Genomic DNA, 19,347 nt, shown 5'->3' with positions numbered 1-19,347 from the left:
TTTCCGCAGGTCCTGGCTTTGGCCTGCGATTGTGCGGCATCACCGGGGCCTTGCCGCAAGCCCCCCTGTGCGCTATAAATTAAGAGTGGCAAGGAGTGGGAACACCTCCTTGCCTTTTCTTTTTGCCTCCGCCAAGATGCGCTTCCGGCGATCGAGGAGAGTCATGACCGCACGCGTCCACGGCACCTGCGCCCCCGGATTCGAGAGCGTACGCGAGGAGTTCGAGCGGAACTTCTCCGAGCGCGGCGATCTCGGGGCGGCCGTCGCGGCCACCGTGGACGGCGAGTTCGTCGTCGATCTGTGGGGCGGTGACGCGGACAAGAGGGGCACGCGCGCGTGGGAGCGCGACGCGCTGGTGAACGTGTACTCCACGACCAAGGGGATGACCGCGCTGTGCGCGCATCTCCTGGCCGACCGCGGCGATCTCGACCTGGACGCTCCGGTCGCCCGCTACTGGCCCCAGTTCGCCCGAGAAGGCAAGGAGGACATCCCGGTGCGCTGGCTGCTGAGCCATCGCTCCGGGGTGATCGCACCGCGCGAGCCCATGACGTCGGAGGACCTCTACGACTGGGAGAAGGTCTGCGGGGCGCTGGCCGCGACGCCGCCGTGGTGGAAGCCGGGCTCGGCCCAGGGGTACCACGCGGTCAGCTTCGGCTATCTGGTCGGCGAGGTCGTCCGGCGGATCACGGGGGTCTCGCTCGGTACGTTCCTGCGCGAGGAGGTCACCGGGCCGCTGGGGGCCGATGTCTTCGTGGGCACCCCGGAGAGCGAGCACGGCCGGTGCGCGGACATGGCGAGGCCGCTCGCATCCGACGACGGCCCGCGCAGCGCGCTGGGCTCCGCCCCTCCGCCCGCACCGCCGGTGACGTCGATCGACGAGCACCCGATGGCCGCCGTCACGCTGGCCCTGCAGTACCTGCCCGTGGGCAACGTGAACAAGGCGGCGTACCGATCCGCCGAGATCCCCGCGGCCAACGGGCACGCGTCCGCGCGGGGGCTCGCGACGGTATACGCGGCGCTGGGGGCCGGGGAGTTGCTGAGTCCCGCCGCGCTGGAGCGGCTGCGGACGCGGCAGGGGGAGCCCGACGAGCCCGATCTGGTGCTCGCGGCGGGCACGGAGTGGGGCGCGAAATGGGACTGGGGGCTCGGCTACATGCTGAACCTGTACGGGCAGGCCGGGCCCAACCCGCGCGCCTTCGGGCACGGGGGCGCTGGCGGGTCGTACGCGTTCGCCGATCCGGAGAACAAGGTCGCGTACGCGTACGTGATGAATCGGATGGGCGGCGGGACCTCGGGGGAGGATCTGCGGAGCGTGCACCTGGTGGGGGCGCTGTACCGAAGCCTGAAGTGATCTGAGTGACCTGAAGTGAAGGGACCGGGGGACGTAGCCCGAGGTGAGGGACGCGGGGAACGTAATCTGCCCCCCATGGAGCAGCACACCCCGCGCCACCGCCCGTCAGGGCAGTACGCCGCCGCCGACACCCGCAGAGCGGCCATCATCGACTCCGCTCTCGCGCTCTTCGCCAAGGCGGGCTATCTGAACTCCTCCCTGGCGAAGATCGCCGCGGAGGCGGGCACCTCCGCCACCGTCATCACCCACCACTTCGGGTCGAAGCAGCGGCTCCTGATGGCGGTCCTCGAAGCCCGCGACGAGCGCACGATGCGTACGTTCGGAGAGCTGGGCCCCGACTCCGGCGGCGACGACGTGCGTGCGCTGTTCCGGGAGGTGCTCGCGCTGGCCGCGTACAACCTCACCCAGCCGGGGCTCATCCAGCTCTACACCAAGCTGTCGGCGGAGGCCGGAGATCCCGCGCACCCGGCGCACGCCTACTTCGCCGAGCGGTACGAGCGTGTCGCGCACTCCCTCGCTTCCGCGCTGCAACGCTCTTTCGACGCGGGGCAGTTGAGGCCCGGCACCGATCCGGAGAGCATCGCGCGCGAGATCCTCGCCGTGTCCGACGGACTCCAGGTGCAGTGGGCGATCGCCGAAGGGCGCCTGGACTTCGTCGGGCTGTACCGCGCGCACCTGGACCGGCTCACCCAGGCCCTCACCGTGGACGGTCAGGGCCTCGATGAGCCGGCTGGGGCGGAGCGACTCCCCTAGGTCGCCTCCTCAGTGGTACTGGCCGACCTGGTAGTCGCCGGCGGGCTGCTGGTTGATGACGTTCCCGCGGTTGAAGGCGTTGATGAGGGCGATCTGGGCCACCAGGGCGGCGAGCTGGTCCTCGTCGTAGTGCTTGGCGGCGTTCGCCCACGCCTCGTCCGTGACGCCACCGGCCGCGTCAGCGATCCGCGTCCCCTGCTCGGTCAGCTCCAGGGCCGCGCGCTCGGCCTCGGTGAAGACCGTGGCCTCGCGCCAGGCGGCGACCAGGTTGAGGCGCAGCGAGGTCTCCCCCGCGTGCGTGGCGTCCTTGGTGTGCATGTCGACGCAGAACCCGCAGCCGTTGATCTGGCTGGCGCGCAGGCTCACCAGTTCCCGCGTCGAGGCCGGCAGCGTCGACTCCGTGAGCGCCTGGCCCGCGGCGACGAGGTGCTTCAGGGCCTTGGCGGCGACCGGGTTCGCCATGAGGTTCAACCGAGCTTCCATGGTGTACTCCTGTGTCGTCCTTGCTGGATACACCCTTTGGACGAGACGGCCCCCGTGAGTTGTGACATGCACGAACGTGACGTGGGTCTCACCGCCGTCTAGCGCGCTGTCCCCGTCAGCCGGATGTCGCGCGACGACGACCCGACGTACACCGCACGCCTCCCTTCCGGGCGCACCCAGCGGCCCCGGTCCGTGTCCCAGTACGACAGCTGCCGCTCGGCGACCCGCACCCTGACCCGGCGCGACTCCCCCGCGCGCAGCTCGACGCGGTCGAAGGCGGCCAGCGTCCTCACGGCCATCTCGACATCTGCGCCGCGCGGCGCCCCGACGTACACCTGCGGGACCTCGGCGCCCGTGCGCCGCCCCCGGTTGGTCACCGTGAACGACACCTCGTAGCCGTCGCCCGCCCTGCGCACGGACAGGTCGCGGTAGCCGAACTCCGTGTAGGACAGGCCGTGTCCGAAGGGGAAGAGGGGCTCGATGCCCGCCTTGTCGAAGCCGCGGTAGCCGGTGAAGATCCCCTCGCTGTACGTGACCACTCCGTCGACCCCGTAGTAGCGCTCGGGGTGAGCCGGGTCCAGGGTGGGGTGGTCGGTGTCCTTCTTCGGCCAGGTCACCGTGGCCTTGCCGCCCGGGTTCGCGCGGCCGGTGAGCAGATCGGCGGTGGACCAGCCGCCCTCCTGGCCGACGTAACCGGTGTGCAGGATCGTGCCGACCTCGCGGCGCCAGGGCATCGTCGCCGGGCAGCCGGTGGTGAGCACGACGACGGTACGCGGATTGGCCTCGGCCACGGCCGTGATCAGCTCGTCCTGGTGGGCGGGGAGCGTCAGCGTGGTGAAGTCGCCGCCACCGCCCACCGATCCGCCCGAGCCGTTGAAGGCGAAGACGACCGGGGTGTGGACGCGCCGGGCCAGCTTCGCCGCCGCGTCGATGGAGGCGCCGCGCCGCTCGGGCGTCACCCAGGCGAACCGGACCTGGACCGGGCCGCGGTCGGCGACGGTCGCGGCCCAGCCGGTGGCCTTGACGACGACCTGGTAGGACCTGCCGCCGGTGAGCTCGACGGGTTCGGCCTGGCCGTTGTCGAGGCCGTCGGTGGTCGGGACGATGGAGGACCACTTGCGCGCGAAGCTGTCGCGGGCGCCCGCCGCGGTCGTCAGCTCCTTGCCGTCGATACTGAGCGAGACCGCCGCGCTCCAGCCCTGGATCTTGAGCGCGTACTCGCCGGTGGTGGGCGGCACGAAGGTGCCGGTCCACTCGGCCGTCGTGCCGACGGGAAGGGCCTTGTCGCCGACGAAGTCGATCTTCTTGTCCGTGCCGCCGCCCTTGCGCGTCAGGCCCTTGGGGAACGCGGAGGCGGGGACGGCCGTGCCCGTGAGGTCGACGCCGACCTCGTACGCGATCTTCCGCTTGGTGCTGCGGCGCAGCGCGTCGAGCGGGCTGACCAGGCGCTCCTCGAAGCCGTACGCGCGCTCGCCCGAGACCGAAGTGGCGACCTGGCCCGCGGTCGGGCCTATGAGCGCGAGATCGCGCAGCGCTGCGTGCGACAGCGGAAGGCCGCCGTCGTTGGCGAGCAGCACCGCGCCCTGGGTGGCGACTTCGCGGGCGACGCGGGCACCCGCCCTCACGTCGATCTCCTTGCGGGCGGGGACGCGGCTGCCGTCGAGCATGCCGAAGGCGTCGTACCGGCCGAGGATGCGGGAGACGGCGGTGTCCAGGGCGGACTCGGGGATGGAGCCGTCCTTGATGGCCTTCTTCAGGGGCTCGCCGTAGAACGAGCCGTCCCACATCTGCATGTCCTGGCCCGCTTCGAGCGCGGCCGTGGAGTGGGTGGCGCCCCAGTCGGACGTGACGAAGCCCTTGAAGCCGAGTTCGCCGCGGAGGATGTCGGTGAGGGTGCTGCTCTGCTCCGAGTTCCACTTGCCGTTGAGGTGGTTGTACGCCGACATGACGGAGGCGACCCCGGCGCGGACGACGGCCTCGAAGGCGGGCAGATAGAGCTCGTGCAGGGTGCGGTCGTCGACGACGAAGTCGTAGGAGTTCTCCGGCTTCTCGCGGTCGAACTCGTGCAGGCGCTGGTTGTTGGCGAGGAAGTGCTTGGCCTGGGCGAGCATGCCCTGCGCCTGGACGCCCTCGACCTGGGCGGCGCCGATCAGGCCGTTGAGGTACGGGTCCTCGCCGGACTGGTCCTTGTTGCGGCTGAAGAAGGGCGTGCGGGAGAGCTCGATCTGCGGGGCGAGCAGCACGTCCATGTCGAGGGTGCGGCCCTCACGGCCCATCACTTCGCCGTACTGGCGGGCGAGTTCGACGTTGAACGAGGAGCCGAGGGTCGCGACCGGCGGGAGGCCGGTGGCGGACCGGGTGACGTTCACGCCCGCGGGGCCGTCGCTCAGGCGCAGCTCCGGTATGCCCAGGCGTTTGACGCCCGGCAGGTATCCGGCCTGGCCCAGTCTTCGCGGATCGGTGGCGCCGTGGACGAGGCTGATCTTCTCGTCGAGGGTGAGGCGGGCGATGAGCCCCCGGACGCGGCGCGTGGCGGCGGCCGCGCCCGGGGAGGCGGTGGCCTCGGCGCCTGCGCCGACGGCCGCGGCGGGCGAGGCCGCGGCGATCGGGCCGGCGGCGGCCACGAAGGCGAAGGCGGCTGCGGTGCCGCCCAGTTGCTTCATGAGTTCACGACGTGTGGTGGCAGGCATGGCGAATGGCCTCCGAACGCGGCTCTGGGCGTGCCGAACTGGGTCGACGACGCCAAGAGCTGAATGCGTCATCCGCGCCAGTGCGGTGTTACGGGGCCTGAGTCTTGATTGGTTGAACACTTAAGGTCAAGGCTCGCGTCGGCAAAACTTTGCGGGGTGTTCAGTTTTTGGGCGGCGACGGAGAAGGCTCGCCCGCGCTTCTCGCCGACGCCCCTCGACCACACTTCTCGCCCGCGCCCCTCGCCCGCGCCCGCGCCCGTCATTGCGAGCTCGTGAACGCTGCGTCGCCTGGGGAATAGCGGGGTGATCATGGCGGTCGTGGAAGGTGACACCTGCGTCGATGCACGGTTCACGCGGTTCACGTGCACGGTTTACGGCACACGGTTCACGGTTTACGGCACACGGTTCACGGCACGCGGTTCGAAGCGAGGGAGCACATGTCCAAGGCGTACGTATTCACCCGGTTCGGCGGCCCCGAAGTGGAGGGCTTCGTCGACCAGGACCCGCCGGAGCCCGGCCCGGGTCAGCTCCTGGTCGCGGTGCGGGCGGCCGGGGTCAACCCGGTCGACTGGAAGCTGCGGGCCGGGAAGCGGAGGCCGGGGGCGCCGCCCGTCGCGTTCCCCGAGGTGCTGGGTAGTGAGGTCGCCGGGGTGGTCGAGGCGGTCGGCGCGGACGTGGAGGGCTTCGCCGTCGGCGACGCGGTGTTCGGCAACCCGGACACCGGCGGCTACGCCGAGCACACCCTCCTGCCGGCCTCGCTCGCCGCGCACAAGCCCTCGGGGCTGACCTTCGCGGAGGCCGCCGCGCTGCCGGTCGCGGTGGCGACGGCGTACGACGGGGTGCGGCAGCTGGATCTGCCCGCCGGGGCGACGCTGCTGATCACCGGGGTCGGTGGCGGCGTGGGCGTGGCCGCGGCGCAGCTGGCGCGGCACTTCGGTGTCCGTGTCGTGGGCACGGCGAGCGCGGGCAAGAAGGACTTCGTCGAGGCGCTGGGGGCGGTGCATGTGCCGTCGGGGCACGGCGGCCTTGGGACGGATCTCGCGGACCGGGTGCGGGCGGCCGCGCCGGGCGGGCGCGTCGACGCGATCTTCGACCTGGTGGGCGGCGAGGATCTCGTGGCGGTGGCGTCCCTGCTTCCCGACCGCGCGGGGAAGCTGATCACGGCCGCGGCCAAGGAGACGGTCGCCGAGCTGGGCGGGGCGGCGGTCGCGCGGGCGCGGACCCGTGAGGTCCTGGACGCAGTGGCGCGGCTTGCCGTCGACGGGGTGCTGCGGCCGCAGGTGACGGCGACGTATCCGCTGGAGCGGGCCGGGGAGGCGCTCCGTGCGGTGGAGGGTGGGCATGCGCGCGGCAAGGTTGTGATCGAGGTGGGCGTGTGACTGAGGTGACGGGGCTGACGGGCCTGACGGGCCTGACGGGGCTGACGGGGGCCGGCCTTGAGCCCCTGAGCCGTGAGGTGCCCCCGCTCGGGTCGCACCCCTTGGACAACCCGGCCTACGCCGCGTTGAACGGGCCCCACGCGCGGTTCGCCGAGCGGCGGGGGCGTGTGGCGCGGTACCAGCTGGACGTGTCGCCGTGGATCGGCCTGCCCGATGTTCCGGAGGCGGACGACTGGGCGGATCTCGCCGCGCTCGCGGGGCCCGGGGTGGAGGTTCCGCTGGCGGGGGCGCGGGTGGTGCTTCCGGAGGGTTGGGAGGTGGCGTTCGACATCGACGGCGTGCAGATGGTGGATGAGGGGGTGGCGGCGGCGCCTGAACCGGAGGCTGTGCGGCTCGGGGCGGATGACGTGCCGGAGATGCTGGATCTGGTCCGGCGCACCCGGCCAGGTCCCTTCTTGCCACGCACCGTCGAGCTCGGCACGTACCTCGGCATACGTCGTGGGGGTGCGCTCGTGGCGATGGCCGGGGAGCGGTTGCGTCCGCCGGGGTGGACGGAGATCAGCGCGGTCTGCACGGATCCGGGGTTCCGGGGAGAGGGGCTTGCGTCGCGGTTGGTGCTGGCGGTGGCGGATGGGATCCGCGGCCGTGGGGAGACGCCGTTCCTGCACACGTCGGCGCGGAACACCGACGCGATCCGGCTGTACGAGTCACTGGGGTTCCGGCTGCGGCGCAGGGTGCGGTTCTTGGCGGCTCGGGTGCCGGTGGGGGGTGCGGGTTAGCGGGGCGGGTCTGGGTGGGGGGTACGGGGCCGCGCCGGTATGTCCGTCCTCGCTATCGTCCGGTGACCGCGAGGGTGCTGCGGCACCGGAGCGCCGCGAACCGTGCTCCGGGCGGACATACCGGCACGTCCCCTCGCGTGCCCGGCCGCCTGCAGGCCGTGGGGCTTGCTGCGGGGCCGGTCCCGTGGTGGGGACGGTGCCGTGCCGGTATGTCCGTCCTCGCTATCGTCCGGTCGCCGCGAGGGTGCTGCGGCGCCGGAGGGTTGGGAGCCGTGCTCCGGGCGGACATACCGGCACGTCCCCTCGCGTCTCGCTGCCGACTGCAGGCCGTGGGGCTTGCTGCGGGGCCGGTCCCGTGGTGGGGACGGTGCCGTGCCGGTATGTCCGTCCTCGCTATCGTCCGGTGACCGCCAGGGTGCTGCGGCACCGGAGGAGTGGGAGCCGTGCTCCGGGCGGACATACCGGCACGCCCCCTCGTGCCTCGCTGCCGACTGCGGGTAATCGCTCGTTGCTGCGGGGCAATCGGGCGGGTGGGCGGGAAAGGCTTGTTCGGTCTGGTGGGGCTGCGGGGGACCCGCATGACGTTGAGGCGCCCACGCCAGGTCAAAGCAGGCAGAACTCGTTGCCCTCCGGATCAGCCATCTCCACGTGATCCGGCCTCCCCCGCATCTCGTGCTCCCGGATCACCCGCGCCCCCGCAGCAGTCAACTTCTCGACCGCCGCGACGACCCGCGGCCACCGCACCTCCCACGGAGTCTCACGGCCGCCGCCCACCTGCACGTCCAGGTGCAGGCGGTTCTTGACCACCTTCGACTCCGGGACCTTCATGAAGGAGAGGCTGGGGCCCGAACCGTCCGGATCCGACAGATAGGCACCGTCGTCCCACTCCTCCTCCGGGACCTCATGGAGCGCGAACCACGCCTCCCAACTGGCGAAGCCGACCGGCGGCGGCTTCTGCGCATAACCCAGCGCCAGCGCCCAGAACTTGGCCAGTTCTCCCGGCTTCGCGCAGTCGATGGTCACGGTCCACTTGGTCGACATGGAGGCTCTCCCTCTTGCCCGCAGGGTGCGATGGACCGAGCGTGCCATGAGGGACTGACAACAGAACTGAGATGATCACCGGATGAGTCCCGTCATCTCCATCGGATCCGCCGCCGCCCGCCCCTGCACACTGGTCGTGTGCCGAGGCTGCTGCTGCGGCAACGCTCGCAAGCACCCCGGCACCGACCACGACTGGCAGCTGGCGCGGATGCAGGCCGCCGCCGCGCAGTCGGCAGGGCGGTTCGCGGTGCGTACGAGTGAGTGCCTCGGGCCCTGCGGGCAGGCGAACATCGTCGTCGTACAGCCCTCGCGAGAAGGTCGCCGCAGAGGCGGTCGAGCCGTCTGGGTCGGCTTCGCCATGGACGACGAGTCGATCGACGAGATAGTCGCGTGGGCCGAGGCGGGCGGGCCGGGGATCGCGGCACCCTCGGCGGCGCTCACGCTCCAGGTGGTCGACCCCCGGAAGGTCTGAGGCTCAGGCCGCCGACTTCGAGCCTTCGAGGACCTTGTCGATGAAGCCGTGCAGGTTCGCCACGGTGCGCGCGTTCTGCTCCTCCAGCGTGAGGCTCTCCTCGAAGCGGCGGGCCAGCGCCGTGGTCTTCTTGCCGCGTACGTAGAGGGAGCAGGCGAGGTCCGCGCAGATGTAGATGCCGACCGAGTTGCCCTGTCGGCCCGCCGGGCCGGAGAGGGGCGCCACGAGCAGGGTGATGCCCGAGCCGGACTGCGGGGTCACGCAGACCGAGCAGATGCTGGACTTGAGCAGGCTCTTGCGCGCGCCGGTCGAGGCGCGCAGCGCGATGCCGACGTACTCGCCGTCCCGCTCCGTCACGATGTAGCCGCGGTCCGGCGCCTTGGGGTCACGCCAACCGAGGAAGTCCAGGTCGGCCCAGGGCGTCTCCGGAAAGCCCGCGGGGAGAGTGAGTCTGCGGGCTTCGCCCTTGGAGCAGTTCACGAAGGCCGCGCGAATCTCTTTCTCGCCGATAGGTTCCATGATCCGGAATTTACCAATCCCCCCTCCAGCCGTCCTCCCATTTTCTCCCGCCGCGCACCCGCAGCCGGCAACGAGACGCGAGGGGACGCGCCGGTATGTCCGCCCGGAGCACGGCTCCCAACCCTCCGGAGCCGAAGCAACCCCACGGCCATCGGACGATAGCGAGGACGGACATACCGGCACGGCACCGTCCCCACCACGGGACCGGCCCCGCAGCAAGCCCCACGACCCGCAGCCGGCAGCGAGACGCGAGGGGACGTGCCGGTATGTCCGCCCGGAGCACGGTTCCCAACCCTCCGGCGCCGCAGCACCCTCGCGGCCACCGGACGATAGCGAGGACGGACATACCGGCACGGCACCGTCCCCACCACGGGACCGGCCCCGCAGCAAGCCCCACGACCCGCAGCCGGCGACGCACCCGGGATGCAAACGGACCGCCCTGCCCCCCCCAAGGCCCCCGGCCCGATTCAGCGCAAGTACCCCAACCCCTCATGCACCGCCCGATACCCCTCCACCAACCGCCGCGCCACCGCCACGGAATCCACCAGCGGATGCAGCGCGAACGCCTTCACCGCGGTGGTGCGTGAGCCGCTCTCCGCAGCGGAGAGCACCTCCCTCTCCACCGCCTTCACCGCGCACACGAGCCCCGTCGCATGCCCGGGCAGCGGATCGACGGACATGGGGTGTGCGCCATTGGCGTCGACCGAGCACGGCACCTCGATCACCGCGTCCGCGTCCAGCGCCGAAAGGGTCGTACGGTTGCGGACGTTGAGGATCAGCGTCGTCCGCTCGTCCCGCGCGATCGCCCGCATCAGGGCGAGGGCGACCTTTTCGTATCCCCCGGATTCCAGGTCCTCGGCAGCCCGATCACCGACCCCCGCAGCCTCCCGGTTCTCGGCCATGTACGTGGCCTCCCGCTCCGCCCGCGTCGCGTCCCACGCCTTCAGCGCGGATGTCGACGCCTGCCCTCCACTCAACTCCTCGTAGAAACGCGCCTGTTGGTCGCGCAGGAACGCTCCCCGCGTCTGCTCCGCCTCCTGGTACGCGCGTACCGCCTCGCGGTTGAAGTAGTAGTAGTGCAAGTACTCGTTCGGGATCGCCCCCAGTGACTGGAGCCACTCCGCCCCGAAGAGCCGCCCCTCCTCGAACGAGCCCAGCAGCTCCGCATCGGCGAGCAGCCGCGGCAGCTCGTCGCGGCCCGCGATCCGCAGGCCCCGCAGCCAGCCCAGGTGATTGAGCCCCACGTAGTCGATGAACGCCTCGTCGGGGTTGCCGCCCAGCATGCGTGCCACCCGGCGGCCCAGGCCCACCGGCGAGTCGCAGATGCCGATGACGCGGTCGCCGATGTGCCGGGACATGGCCTCGGTGACCAGGCCCGCGGGGTTGGTGAAGTTGATGACCCAGGCGTCGGGGGCGAGCTGTCGTACCCGGCGCGCGATGTCGACCGCCACGGGCACGGTCCGCAGGCCGTACGCGATACCGCCCGCGCCGACCGTCTCCTGCCCCAGGACACCCTCCGCGAGAGCGACCCGCTCGTCGGCCGCACGCCCCTCGAGACCGCCCACCCGGATCGCGGAGAAGACGAAGTCCGCGCCCCGCAGCGCCTCGTCGAGGTCGGTGGTGGCCGTGACGGCGGGCGCGTCCGGCACCCCGACCGCCTGCTCGGCCAGCACGCGGGCGACCGCGCCCAGCCGCCCCGCGTCCAGGTCGTGCAGCACGACCTCGGTGACCCGGCCCTCGGCGTGGTCACCGAGCAGCGCGCCGTACACGAGCGGAACGCGGAATCCGCCGCCACCGAGAATGACCAGCTTCACGTCTCAACCACCTTCTGTCGGAACAGCCGTCGCGCCATCAGGCCACAGGCTCACGCTCATCTGTCGACCTGTCAGAACTCGACCGTCGACAGAGGCCACGTTACGTACGATTGCCCGGCAGCGATCGACCCCCCACGGAGGTAGCGCACCGATGACACCCCTCAAGACCTTCGCGAAGACATCCGCCAAAGCATCCCTCGCCCTGCTCTGCGCCCTCACCCTCGCGACAGCGACCGGAACCAGCGCCTCCGCCGATACGTCCGCCGACGCCGCCCCGAGATCCCCCGGCGGCTGGCAGGAGACCGGCGTCTCGTCCGTCAACTCCCTCACCGGCAGCCAGGGCCTGGCCAGCCGCGCCGACGGCAGCCTCCTCTACCGCGGCCTCGCCTCGATCCCGCTCGACCTGCGGATCAAGGGCTGGGGCCACGTCGGCGACCCGGACATAGCCGCGGGCCACACCGTCGACGCCTATCAGGGCGGCGACGGCGCGAAGTCGAAGATGTTCGCCGTCACGACACCCGGCGGCAAGCGCTACCTCTACGAGCACCAGCTCGACGCGGGCGAGAAGCTCAACAACTCCTTCGCGGCCGTGTCGCCCGACAACCAGTGGCTGGTGTCGGGCGAGTGGGGCGACCAGAGCCGCCTCCAGGTCTTCCCCGCCCCGCTCCTCAACTCCTCCACCCCGCCCACCGGCGGCGCACTCCCCCAGGCCGGTCAGATATCGCTCGACAAGCCGGTGCGTGACATCCAGGGCTGCGACTTCGTCTCCGCGACCCGCCTCGTGTGCGCGTCCAACGACGCGTCGAAGGAGCTGTGGCCCCAGGACCGCCCCGTCCTCCAGGTGGACCTGGAGCACGCACTCGACGGGAAGCCCGTCACGGGGAAGGTCTCCAGCCTGTTCGCCGTCCCGCAACGGAGCATCTGCTCCGGCACGTTCGAGACGGAGGGCGTCGACTACGACACCGGGCGCCGCACGCTGCGCGCCGAGGTCGTACCGCCGGCGCCGTGCCTCGTGACGACGTCGGTCTACTCGTACAAGCCGACGACGGGCTGACCGGCACAGGGCCGCACACCCCGCACACACTCCGCCGGCGCCGGACGTGTGCGGACGGGCCGGGCGGGGGATGGTCGCGATCATGACACAGCAACACCGGCACGAACCTGTGCCCGACACGCTCCCCGCCCAGCCAGGACGCCCCGTACGGCAGCTGCTCGCCGCGTCGGTGGGCAACGCCGTGGAGTGGTACGACTGGTACGCGTACACGTTCCTCGCGACGTACATCGCCGACCAGGTCTTTCCCAAGAGTTCGGGCAACTCCCTGGTGCCGCTGCTCTCCACGTTCGCCGTCTTCGCGGTCGGCTTCTTCATGCGGCCGGTCGGCGGACTGCTCATGGGCGCGGTCGCCGACCGGCGCGGCAGGCGCGCCGCGCTGACCGTGACGATCCTGCTGATGGGCGGCAGCAGCCTGCTGGTCGGCCTGACGCCGACGTACGCGTCCGTGGGGGTGCTCGCGCCGGTCGTCCTCGTCCTGGCGCGGCTGCTCCAAGGCCTGTCCGTGGGAGGTGAGTTCGCGGCCTCGACGACCTTCCTCGTCGAGTCCGCCGGGCCCGGCAGGCGCGGCCTCTTCTCCAGCTTCCAGTACGTGTCGACGAGCGCGGGCCAGCTCGCCGCGTCCGGCGTCGCGGCGCTGCTCGTCGGCACGCTCTCCGACGGGCAGATGGACGGCTGGGGCTGGCGGCTGCCGTTCGTCATCGGCGCGGTGCTCAGTCTGGTCGGCTTCTGGATCAGGCAGGGCGCGTACGAGACCCACCAGGCCCCGCAGGACGCGGCCGAACGCCCCGGCCTGTTCGACGCCCTGCGCAAGCATCCGCGCCAGTCGCTGCTGATCTGCGGCATCACGGCGGGCGGCACGATCGCCTACTACACGTGGACGTCGTACCTCCCGACCTACGCCGAGCTCAACACCGACATCAGCAAGAGCCAGGCCCTCCTGTCGGGCACCCTCTCGCTCGCGTTCTTCGCGCTGCTGCAGCCGGTCGGCGGGCTGCTCTCCGACCGCTTCGGCCGCAGGCCGCTCCTGCTCTTCTTCGGCCTCGGCTTCGCCGTCCTGAGCGTGCCGCTCCTGCGCTCCCTGGACGGCTCGTTCAGCTCGCTCCTGATGGTGCAGTGCGCGGGGATGGTCCTGCTCACCGGCTTCACGTCGATCTCGGCGGCCGTGAACGCGGAGATCTTCCCCGCCCGCGTACGTGCCGCGGGGATCGGTTTCCCGTACTCCCTCACCGTCGCGCTGTTCGGCGGCACGGCCCCGTACATGGGCACCCTGTTCAAGGAGATCGGCGAACCGGGTCTGTTCCCTTGGTACGTGGCCGTGCTCTGCCTCGCGTCGTCGGCGGTGTATCTCAGGCTCCCGGAAACCGCCCACAAGGAGCTGGAGCGCTAGCGCCGCAACCGGCGCTAACCCTCCTTCGGCACCTGGGCGATGGAGCGGCCCGCCCACTGCGGGGCCGGTTCCGTGAGGCTCGTCAGGTGGTCGCGGATCGGGTCCGGGAACGGGGTCGTCCGGCCCGCGTTCTGGTCGACGTGGAGGGCCAGGAGTTCGGTGGTCGCCGCCGGGGTCGCGTCCGGGGTTATCGCAGCGTCGGGCTCGTCCACCACGTACAGCTCGTGGGTGAAGCGGGCCTTCTTGGCGTCGGCGCCCAGGATGCGGGTGCGGACCGCCAGGTGGGCGCCCTCCGCGACGTCGTCGAGATAGCGGATGTGCGCCTCGACCGTGTAGAGGGAGCAGCCGGTGGACTCGCGGTATCCCGCGTGCAGGCCGGTCTCGATCATCATGGCGTCGGTGGCGTAGCCGAAGACGAGGACGTAGAAGGCCTCGCTCATGTGGCCGTTGTAGTCGATCCACTCCGGACGCACGGTCCGGTGCAGAAGGGGCAGGGGCTCGGGGGGCAGGGACTCGCTCACTTGGTGTCCTCCTGTGCCGTGCGCTGCTGCGGCAGGCGGCCGGTCGCGCGCAGTACGTCGATGACTCCCTGGTCCCGCTCGGCGACCAGGTCGGCGATGGTCCGGCCGTCGGCCGCGTCGTCGCATCCGGCGACCACGGCGTCGTACAACTCCTTGTCCAGCTCGGGTGCTTCGAGGCGCGTCCACGGGGACTTCAGGGACGGGCCGAAGTGGTCGAGCATGTGGGCCATGCCGCCCTCGCCGCCCGCGAGCGCGAAGGTGAGCATGGGGCCCATGAACGCCCAGCGCAGGCCGGGGCCTTCGGTGATCGAGTCGTCGATCTCCTTCACCGTGGCCTCGCCGTTGGCGACCATGTGCAGCGCCTCGCGCCAGAGGGCTTCCTGGAGGCGGTTGGCTATGAAGCCGGGGACCTCGCTCGCCATGGTGATCACGGACTTGCCCGCGACCTCGTAGAAGCGGGACGACCAAGTGACCGCGTGCGGGGCGGTCTTGTCGCCGCCGACGACCTCGACGAGCGGGATGAGGTAGGGCGGGTTGAAGGGGTGTCCGACGACCAGGCGTCCGGGGTCTGCCGCCTCGGTCTGCATGTCGGTCATGGGGTAGCCGGAGGTGGAGGAGGCGATGACGACTCCGGCGGGCGCGGCGGCGTCGAGCTGCGCGAGCAGGTCCCGCTTGAGCTCCAGCTTCTCGGGGGCGCTCTCCTGCACGAACTGGGCGTCGGCGACGGCCTCTTCGAGGGTCGCGGTGACGGTCAGCCGGTCCTGCGAAGCGCCTTCGGCGAGGCCCAGCTGGGTCAGCGCGGGCCAGGCGGCGCCGACCAGGCGGCGGAGCTTCTGCTCGGCGTCGGGGGCCGGGTCCCAGGCGGTGACGTCGTAGCCGCGGGCCAGGAAGTGGGCGACCCAGCCGCCGCCGATGACACCGGCGCCGATGCAGGCGACGCGGCGGACGTCCTCGGGGGCGCAGGGTGCGGGGGGTGTGGTGATGTCGTTCATGGAGGGGGTCCTACTCGTCGTGGGGGTGCGGCGGGGTCGTGCCCCGAGGGGCGCGGGTCACCGCGCGACCGGCCACAGCCGGTCCGCGGCCGGATCTCCGCGCGATCCGGCGAAGCGCTACCGCTTGAGGCCGAGCTTCTGGCGGGCCTCGTCCGGGGTGGCGACGCGCGAGCCGAGGTTCTCGGTGATCTGCACGGCGCGCTCGACGAGTTGGGCGTTGCTGACCTTGTTGCCCTTGCCGAGGTAGAGGTTGTCCTCAAGTCCGACGCGGACCTGGCCGCCGAGCAGGATGGACTGCGCGACCCACGGCATCTGCATGCGGCCGAGTGCGAAGCTGGCCCACTGGGCGCCTTCGGGCAGCATGTTGACCATGGACTGGAGGACGCCCGGGTCGGCGGGTGCGCCCCACGGGATGCCCATGCAGAGCTGGAAGACGGTGGGGTTGTCGAGCAGCCCTTCCGCGAGGAGCTGCTTGGCGAACCAGAGCTGGCCGGTGTCGAAGATCTCCAACTCGGGCCGCACGCCCAGCTCCTGGATGCGCTTGGCGCCCTGGCGGAGCATGTCGGGCGTGGAGATGTAGAGGTTGTCGCCGAAGTTGAGGGAGCCGCAGTCCAGGGTGCAGATGTCGGGGAGCAGGTCCTCGACGTGCGGGAGGCGGTCCAGGCCCCCGACGAGGTCGGTGCCGGGCAGCTCGCCGAGCCCCTTCAGCGGTTCGGCCGGGTCGATGACCAGGTCGCCGCCCATGCCCGCCGTCAGGTTGATGACGACGTCGGTGCCGGTCTCCTTGATGCGCTCGACGACCTCGCGGTACAGGCGGGGATCGCGCGACGGGTCGCCGGTCTCGGGATCGCGTACGTGGATGTGTACGACGGCGGCGCCGGCCTCGGCGGCCTCCACGGCGGAGGTGGCTATCCGCTCGGGGGTGACCGGGACGTGGGGACTCTTGCGTACGGTGTCGCCCGCGCCGGTGAGGGCGGCGGTGATGATGACGTCTTGGTTCACGGGCATGGTGAACTCTCCCTCGGGGATGGGGTGTTGATGAACTTCTGGAGCTGGAGCTGGAGCCGACTGGACGCGTCTGCGGGTGTCTACGCGCCGCGCGGGGCGGCGAGCGTCGCGTCGACGTACACGAGCAGCGCCTCGTGCATGTCGTCGGGGGTCGTGCCGTCGGTGCCGGGGGTGGAGGCGAGCACCTGGGTGGCGAGACCGTCGATCAGCGCGGTGAGCCGGAGCGCGGCCGACTGCGGGTCGACGAGGCGGAACACTCCCTGGTCGACACCGCGCCGGATGACGTCGGCGACGGTCGCGCGCCACTGCCGGTAGTACTCGGCGTGCAGCCGTCCGACGGCGGTGGAGCGTGCCGCCTCCGCCCACAGGTCGAGCCAGACGCTCCACTGCCAGCGCTGCTGCGGGGTGCGGGGGATCTGGAGTTCGACCAGCTGACGCAGCTCGTCGGCGGCGTCGGCCGCGTCGGCGACGCGGGCCGCGCGGCGGGCGGTGTCCTCGTCCATGCACCAGCGGACAGCGGCCTCGAGGAGGTCGTCGCGGCCGGGGAAGTGGTAGTGGATGGCAGCGGTGCTGGTGGCGCAGGCTTCGGCGATGTCCGCGACGCGTACCGCGTGGAAGCCGCGTTCGGCCACGAGCCGGACCGTTTCGCGGACGATCTGGAGCGGGCGGCCGCCGTCCGGGGCGGCGGCGGTGCGTTCCCGGCGGGCCGGGGGTGCCACGGTCTGGGCGCCCGTGCCCAGGAGCCAGCCCGCGTCCACGCCGCCGGTGTCGGCGATGCGGGCCAGCTCCGCGGCGGTGAAGCGGCGGGTGCCGCCGAGGGAGCGGGAGAGCTTGGAGGGGTCCATCACGATGCGGCGGGCGAATTCGCGCTGCGTCGCGCCGGCGTCGGAGATGACCTTGCGGACTCTGTCCGCGACCTCGGGGTCTTGCTGCATGGTCGGTCACGCTACCTGGGCGTTGCGGTGATCGCAATCCGCAGGGAGCACCTTTCCGCAGCTACCTAAGGTCTTGCGATCCTGACTGACGTCTCAGTTATCGCAATGCCGGCCCTTTCTGCCCGGATACGGGAACACCCACCCGCTCACCCCTGCACTGCGGAGGCAATCGGGTGGGTGGACTGGAGAGCTTCGCCGCGCGGCGGCGGCTAGGTCCGGTCCTGGACCCCCTGGACGAACTGATCCAGGAACGGATCGGCGATCTTCACCGCCCCCAGCTGATGGTGCTCCGCCGGGTCCACGGAGATCGCCCGCGCCTGTTCCACGAGGGACTCCATCGCCGCACGCTCCCGCGCGGCCCGCGCGTCATCCCCCTGCTGGGCGGCGGACAGCGCCGCGAGCCCGTGCCCCAGCGCGGCACCCCACAGCTCCGTCGCGTCCAGCCACTGCTTCGCGTCGTGGAGGAACTGTGCGTCCGGCACCCCGGAGCGCAGCACCGCGGGAACCTTCTCGATCTCCCGCGCCGTGGGCCGCAGCGCCCGTACCGCCCCGGCGGGATCACTCTCGTACCGCTTCCAGAAGGCGTCGAGCTTCGCCCCGAGGACCGGGGACTGCGGCTGCCAGTTCGTCTCGCCGAACGTCGGCGCCGCGTGGTTGAGGTCCACGAACGTCTCCACCGCGCGGGCGACCCGCTCCTCTCCCCCGGCGAGATACAGCGCCGCCTGCCGACCCGACCGCGCCCGGTCGTACCCGCGGTCGTTCCACGAGAAGTCGTTCATGGTGAAGACGGCGAGCTTGCTGGCCCCCTCCTGGTTCATCGGGTTGGACACGATGCCGCTCAGGTGGCCGGACAGGCCGGGCTCGCGCTTGTCGTAGGGCGCGAGCAGCAGCCGGCCCGCCGTACGCGCGAAGTCGTTCACGGGAAAGTTGTCCCAGACGAACACCTTGCGCCCGAAGAGCTCGGCGGCCTTCTCCGCCTGGGAGTTGGTGATCTCCGGCGGGACCACGTCCGTGCCGGTCCACATCACCTCCACGGCGCCGTCGAGCTCGGCCCGCATCGTCTGCTTGTACGCGGTGTCCGTGAGGTCCCCATACTCCGTGGGCACCATCTGGAGCGGATTGGCGCCCTCGCGCTGCGCGATGAAGTCCCGCTGGATGGTGTTGAGGAGCCCCACCTGCGCCTTCGCCGCCGGACCGCGGCCCGGCGCGCCGAACTTCGCCTTGTCGGCGTCGCAGTTCCACTTGGTGTAGCTGATGTCGTCCAGCGGCACGGAGAACGACCGCACCCCGAGGTCGTACATCGCCTGGAGCTTCGCCGTCAGCGCCTTGACGTCCGCAGGGTCCGAGTAGCAGATGGAACCGCCCGGCGAGACGGCGAACGTGAAGCGCACGTGGTTGGCGGTCGCGCGGTCGATCAGCTTGCCGAGCTGGGTGAGCTTGTCCGCGGGGTAGGGCTCGCGCCACTTCTCGCGGTGGTAGGGGTCGTCCTTGGGCGCGTAGACGTACGTGTTGGCCTTGGTGTCGCCCAGGAAGTCCATCTGGTCGAGGCGTTCCGCCTCGGTCCAGGGCGGGCCGTAGAACCCTTCGATGCTGCCGCGCAGCGGCATGGCGGGGAAGTCGGAGACCTCGGCCCCCGCTATGCGCCCCTTGGAGATCAGCTGGGCGAGGGTCTGTGCCGCGTAGAACTGGCCGGTCGCGTCCTTGCCGCCGAGCGCGACGGTGCGGTGCTTCGCCCGCAGGGCATAGCCCTCGGCCTGCGCGGGAACCTTCGTCGCGCCGAGCGCCTTCGCGATGTCGGGCCGGGTCGCCGGGCCGAGCAGGACGGTCAGCGGGGCACGGCCCGAGGCCTTCGCGCGTACGTCGATGTCGCGCACCCCGTGGGCGCGCAGCGTCTCGGTGACGCGGCTTCGGGCCGCCTCGTCCGTGTCGTCGCCGACGACGAGTTCGGCGCGCCGGGCCAGCGGCACGTCGTCGCCCGCGCGGGCCAGGTGCTGCGGGGTCGGCGATACGACGGGGAGCTTGCGGGTCATGGACTCCTCCTGGGCCTCCCCCTGGGCCGCTGCGGGCGCGGCGACCGCCGCGGGCGCCAGCGGAACGGCGAGGACGGCCAGCGCGAGCAGCGCCGTACGCGGTCTGAGCGTGCGGGTCGTGCGGGGCATGGAACCTCCG

Annotated in this window: 17 protein-coding genes; 7 read left to right on the top strand and 10 right to left on the bottom strand. The window is 71.4% G+C overall.

Annotation, left to right across the window (positions count from 1 at the left end; translation table 11 throughout):
- The first annotated feature begins 163 nt into the window (after window positions 1–163).
- Together ACZ6ZP_RS10050 and ACZ6ZP_RS10045 are read left to right on the top strand one after the other, a co-directional pair.
- Complete coding sequence (locus tag ACZ6ZP_RS10050; RefSeq protein WP_366464982.1) at window positions 164–1,351, top strand: serine hydrolase domain-containing protein; 1,188 nt, start codon at window positions 164–166, stop codon at window positions 1,349–1,351.
- A gap of 75 nt (window positions 1,352–1,426) precedes the next feature.
- Window positions 1,427–2,104, top strand: coding sequence for a TetR/AcrR family transcriptional regulator (locus ACZ6ZP_RS10045; protein ID WP_383817897.1), 678 nt, complete (start codon window positions 1,427–1,429; stop codon window positions 2,102–2,104).
- A 9-nt stretch (window positions 2,105–2,113) separates the two neighbouring features.
- On the opposite strand, the gene ACZ6ZP_RS10040 is transcribed toward ACZ6ZP_RS10045, so the two are convergent.
- Window positions 2,114–2,587, bottom strand: coding sequence for a carboxymuconolactone decarboxylase family protein (locus ACZ6ZP_RS10040; protein WP_351160941.1), 474 nt, complete (start codon window positions 2,585–2,587; stop codon window positions 2,114–2,116).
- Window positions 2,588–2,685: 98 nt separating this feature from the next.
- Complete coding sequence (locus tag ACZ6ZP_RS10035; RefSeq protein WP_469406290.1) at window positions 2,686–5,277, bottom strand: glycoside hydrolase family 3 protein; 2,592 nt, start codon at window positions 5,275–5,277, stop codon at window positions 2,686–2,688.
- Window positions 5,278–5,714: 437 nt separating this feature from the next.
- Between ACZ6ZP_RS10035 and ACZ6ZP_RS10030 the strand changes: the two genes are divergently transcribed.
- Entirely contained in the window at window positions 5,715–6,656 is a 942-nt protein-coding gene (locus ACZ6ZP_RS10030; RefSeq protein WP_469406289.1) for an NADP-dependent oxidoreductase, read from the top strand.
- A 41-nt stretch (window positions 6,657–6,697) separates the two neighbouring features.
- Entirely contained in the window at window positions 6,698–7,435 is a 738-nt protein-coding gene (locus ACZ6ZP_RS10025) for a GNAT family N-acetyltransferase (RefSeq protein WP_383817943.1), read from the top strand.
- Between the two features lie 603 nt (window positions 7,436–8,038).
- Here the strand turns inward: ACZ6ZP_RS10025 and ACZ6ZP_RS10020 are convergent.
- Window positions 8,039–8,476 carry a VOC family protein gene (locus ACZ6ZP_RS10020; RefSeq protein ID WP_361461604.1) on the bottom strand — a complete coding sequence of 146 codons (438 nt, stop codon included), beginning with the start codon at window positions 8,474–8,476 and terminating at the stop codon, window positions 8,039–8,041.
- Window positions 8,477–8,558: 82 nt separating this feature from the next.
- Here ACZ6ZP_RS10020 and ACZ6ZP_RS10015 point away from each other — a divergent pair, with 82 nt between their 5' ends.
- A complete protein-coding gene (locus ACZ6ZP_RS10015; RefSeq protein ID WP_351160934.1) occupies window positions 8,559–8,948 on the top strand; it encodes a (2Fe-2S) ferredoxin domain-containing protein in 390 nt (129 codons plus the stop codon).
- 3 nt (window positions 8,949–8,951) lie between these two features.
- Here ACZ6ZP_RS10015 and ACZ6ZP_RS10010 read toward each other — a convergent pair whose 3' ends face one another.
- Window positions 8,952–9,467: an FBP domain-containing protein gene (locus ACZ6ZP_RS10010; RefSeq protein WP_351160932.1), complete on the bottom strand. Its 516-nt coding sequence runs from the start codon at window positions 9,465–9,467 to the stop codon at window positions 8,952–8,954.
- Between the two features lie 467 nt (window positions 9,468–9,934).
- A complete protein-coding gene (locus ACZ6ZP_RS10005) occupies window positions 9,935–11,281 on the bottom strand; it encodes a 6-phospho-beta-glucosidase (protein WP_351160930.1) in 1,347 nt (448 codons plus the stop codon).
- Window positions 11,282–11,432: 151 nt separating this feature from the next.
- On the opposite strand from ACZ6ZP_RS10005, the gene ACZ6ZP_RS10000 reads away from it, so the two are divergent.
- Both ACZ6ZP_RS10000 and ACZ6ZP_RS09995 read left to right on the top strand, forming a co-directional pair.
- The gene (locus ACZ6ZP_RS10000; RefSeq protein ID WP_351160928.1) at window positions 11,433–12,335 is read left to right on the top strand and encodes a hypothetical protein; all 903 of its coding nucleotides are present in this window, start codon (window positions 11,433–11,435) and stop codon (window positions 12,333–12,335) included.
- A 70-nt stretch (window positions 12,336–12,405) separates the two neighbouring features.
- Window positions 12,406–13,722: an MFS transporter gene (locus ACZ6ZP_RS09995; protein WP_383817888.1), complete on the top strand. Its 1,317-nt coding sequence runs from the start codon at window positions 12,406–12,408 to the stop codon at window positions 13,720–13,722.
- Between the two features lie 14 nt (window positions 13,723–13,736).
- Here the strand turns inward: ACZ6ZP_RS09995 and ACZ6ZP_RS09990 are convergent, their stop codons facing one another.
- From ACZ6ZP_RS09990 to ACZ6ZP_RS09970, 5 genes are all read right to left on the bottom strand, one after another.
- Window positions 13,737–14,243, bottom strand: coding sequence for a thioesterase family protein (locus ACZ6ZP_RS09990; protein ID WP_399973756.1), 507 nt, complete (start codon window positions 14,241–14,243; stop codon window positions 13,737–13,739).
- Window positions 14,240–15,235, bottom strand: coding sequence for a 3-hydroxyacyl-CoA dehydrogenase NAD-binding domain-containing protein (locus ACZ6ZP_RS09985; protein ID WP_361461620.1), 996 nt, complete (start codon window positions 15,233–15,235; stop codon window positions 14,240–14,242). Before ACZ6ZP_RS09985 ends, ACZ6ZP_RS09990 begins: the two co-directional genes overlap by 4 nt.
- 117 nt (window positions 15,236–15,352) lie before the next feature.
- Window positions 15,353–16,243: a beta-keto acid cleavage family enzyme gene (locus tag ACZ6ZP_RS09980; protein ID WP_469406286.1), complete on the bottom strand. Its 891-nt coding sequence runs from the start codon at window positions 16,241–16,243 to the stop codon at window positions 15,353–15,355.
- An 80-nt stretch (window positions 16,244–16,323) separates the two neighbouring features.
- On the bottom strand, window positions 16,324–17,178 hold the full coding sequence (locus ACZ6ZP_RS09975) for a TetR/AcrR family transcriptional regulator (RefSeq protein WP_351160913.1): 855 nt from the start codon (window positions 17,176–17,178) through the stop codon (window positions 16,324–16,326).
- A gap of 209 nt (window positions 17,179–17,387) precedes the next feature.
- A complete protein-coding gene (locus ACZ6ZP_RS09970) occupies window positions 17,388–19,337 on the bottom strand; it encodes a beta-N-acetylhexosaminidase family protein (protein ID WP_469406285.1) in 1,950 nt (649 codons plus the stop codon).
- Window positions 19,338–19,347: the final 10 nt, after the last annotated feature.

The sequence above is a fragment of the Streptomyces sp. NPDC054047 genome (assembly GCF_055585065.1).
This window is presented reverse-complemented; position numbering and strand designations above follow the sequence as displayed.

What these genes read in the sequence shown, in the direction of transcription:
- ACZ6ZP_RS10030 (WP_469406289.1), top strand. Translation starts at nt 5,715, where the DNA reads ATGTCCAAGGCGTACGTATTCACCCGGTTCGGCGGCCCCGAAGTGGAG.
- ACZ6ZP_RS10035 (WP_469406290.1), bottom strand. Translation starts at nt 5,277, where the DNA reads ATGCCTGCCACCACACGTCGTGAACTCATGAAGCAACTGGGCGGCACC.
- ACZ6ZP_RS10010 (WP_351160932.1), bottom strand. Translation starts at nt 9,467, where the DNA reads ATGGAACCTATCGGCGAGAAAGAGATTCGCGCGGCCTTCGTGAACTGC.
- ACZ6ZP_RS09995 (WP_383817888.1), top strand. Translation starts at nt 12,406, where the DNA reads ATGGTCGCGATCATGACACAGCAACACCGGCACGAACCTGTGCCCGAC.
- ACZ6ZP_RS09980 (WP_469406286.1), bottom strand. Translation starts at nt 16,243, where the DNA reads ATGCCCGTGAACCAAGACGTCATCATCACCGCCGCCCTCACCGGCGCG.
- ACZ6ZP_RS10000 (WP_351160928.1), top strand. Translation starts at nt 11,433, where the DNA reads ATGACACCCCTCAAGACCTTCGCGAAGACATCCGCCAAAGCATCCCTC.
- ACZ6ZP_RS10050 (WP_366464982.1), top strand. Translation starts at nt 164, where the DNA reads ATGACCGCACGCGTCCACGGCACCTGCGCCCCCGGATTCGAGAGCGTA.
- ACZ6ZP_RS09975 (WP_351160913.1), bottom strand. Translation starts at nt 17,178, where the DNA reads ATGCAGCAAGACCCCGAGGTCGCGGACAGAGTCCGCAAGGTCATCTCC.
- ACZ6ZP_RS10040 (WP_351160941.1), bottom strand. Translation starts at nt 2,587, where the DNA reads ATGGAAGCTCGGTTGAACCTCATGGCGAACCCGGTCGCCGCCAAGGCC.
- ACZ6ZP_RS09985 (WP_361461620.1), bottom strand. Translation starts at nt 15,235, where the DNA reads ATGAACGACATCACCACACCCCCCGCACCCTGCGCCCCCGAGGACGTC.
- ACZ6ZP_RS10015 (WP_351160934.1), top strand. Translation starts at nt 8,559, where the DNA reads ATGAGTCCCGTCATCTCCATCGGATCCGCCGCCGCCCGCCCCTGCACA.
- ACZ6ZP_RS10020 (WP_361461604.1), bottom strand. Translation starts at nt 8,476, where the DNA reads ATGTCGACCAAGTGGACCGTGACCATCGACTGCGCGAAGCCGGGAGAA.
- ACZ6ZP_RS10045 (WP_383817897.1), top strand. Translation starts at nt 1,427, where the DNA reads ATGGAGCAGCACACCCCGCGCCACCGCCCGTCAGGGCAGTACGCCGCC.
- ACZ6ZP_RS09970 (WP_469406285.1), bottom strand. Translation starts at nt 19,337, where the DNA reads ATGCCCCGCACGACCCGCACGCTCAGACCGCGTACGGCGCTGCTCGCG.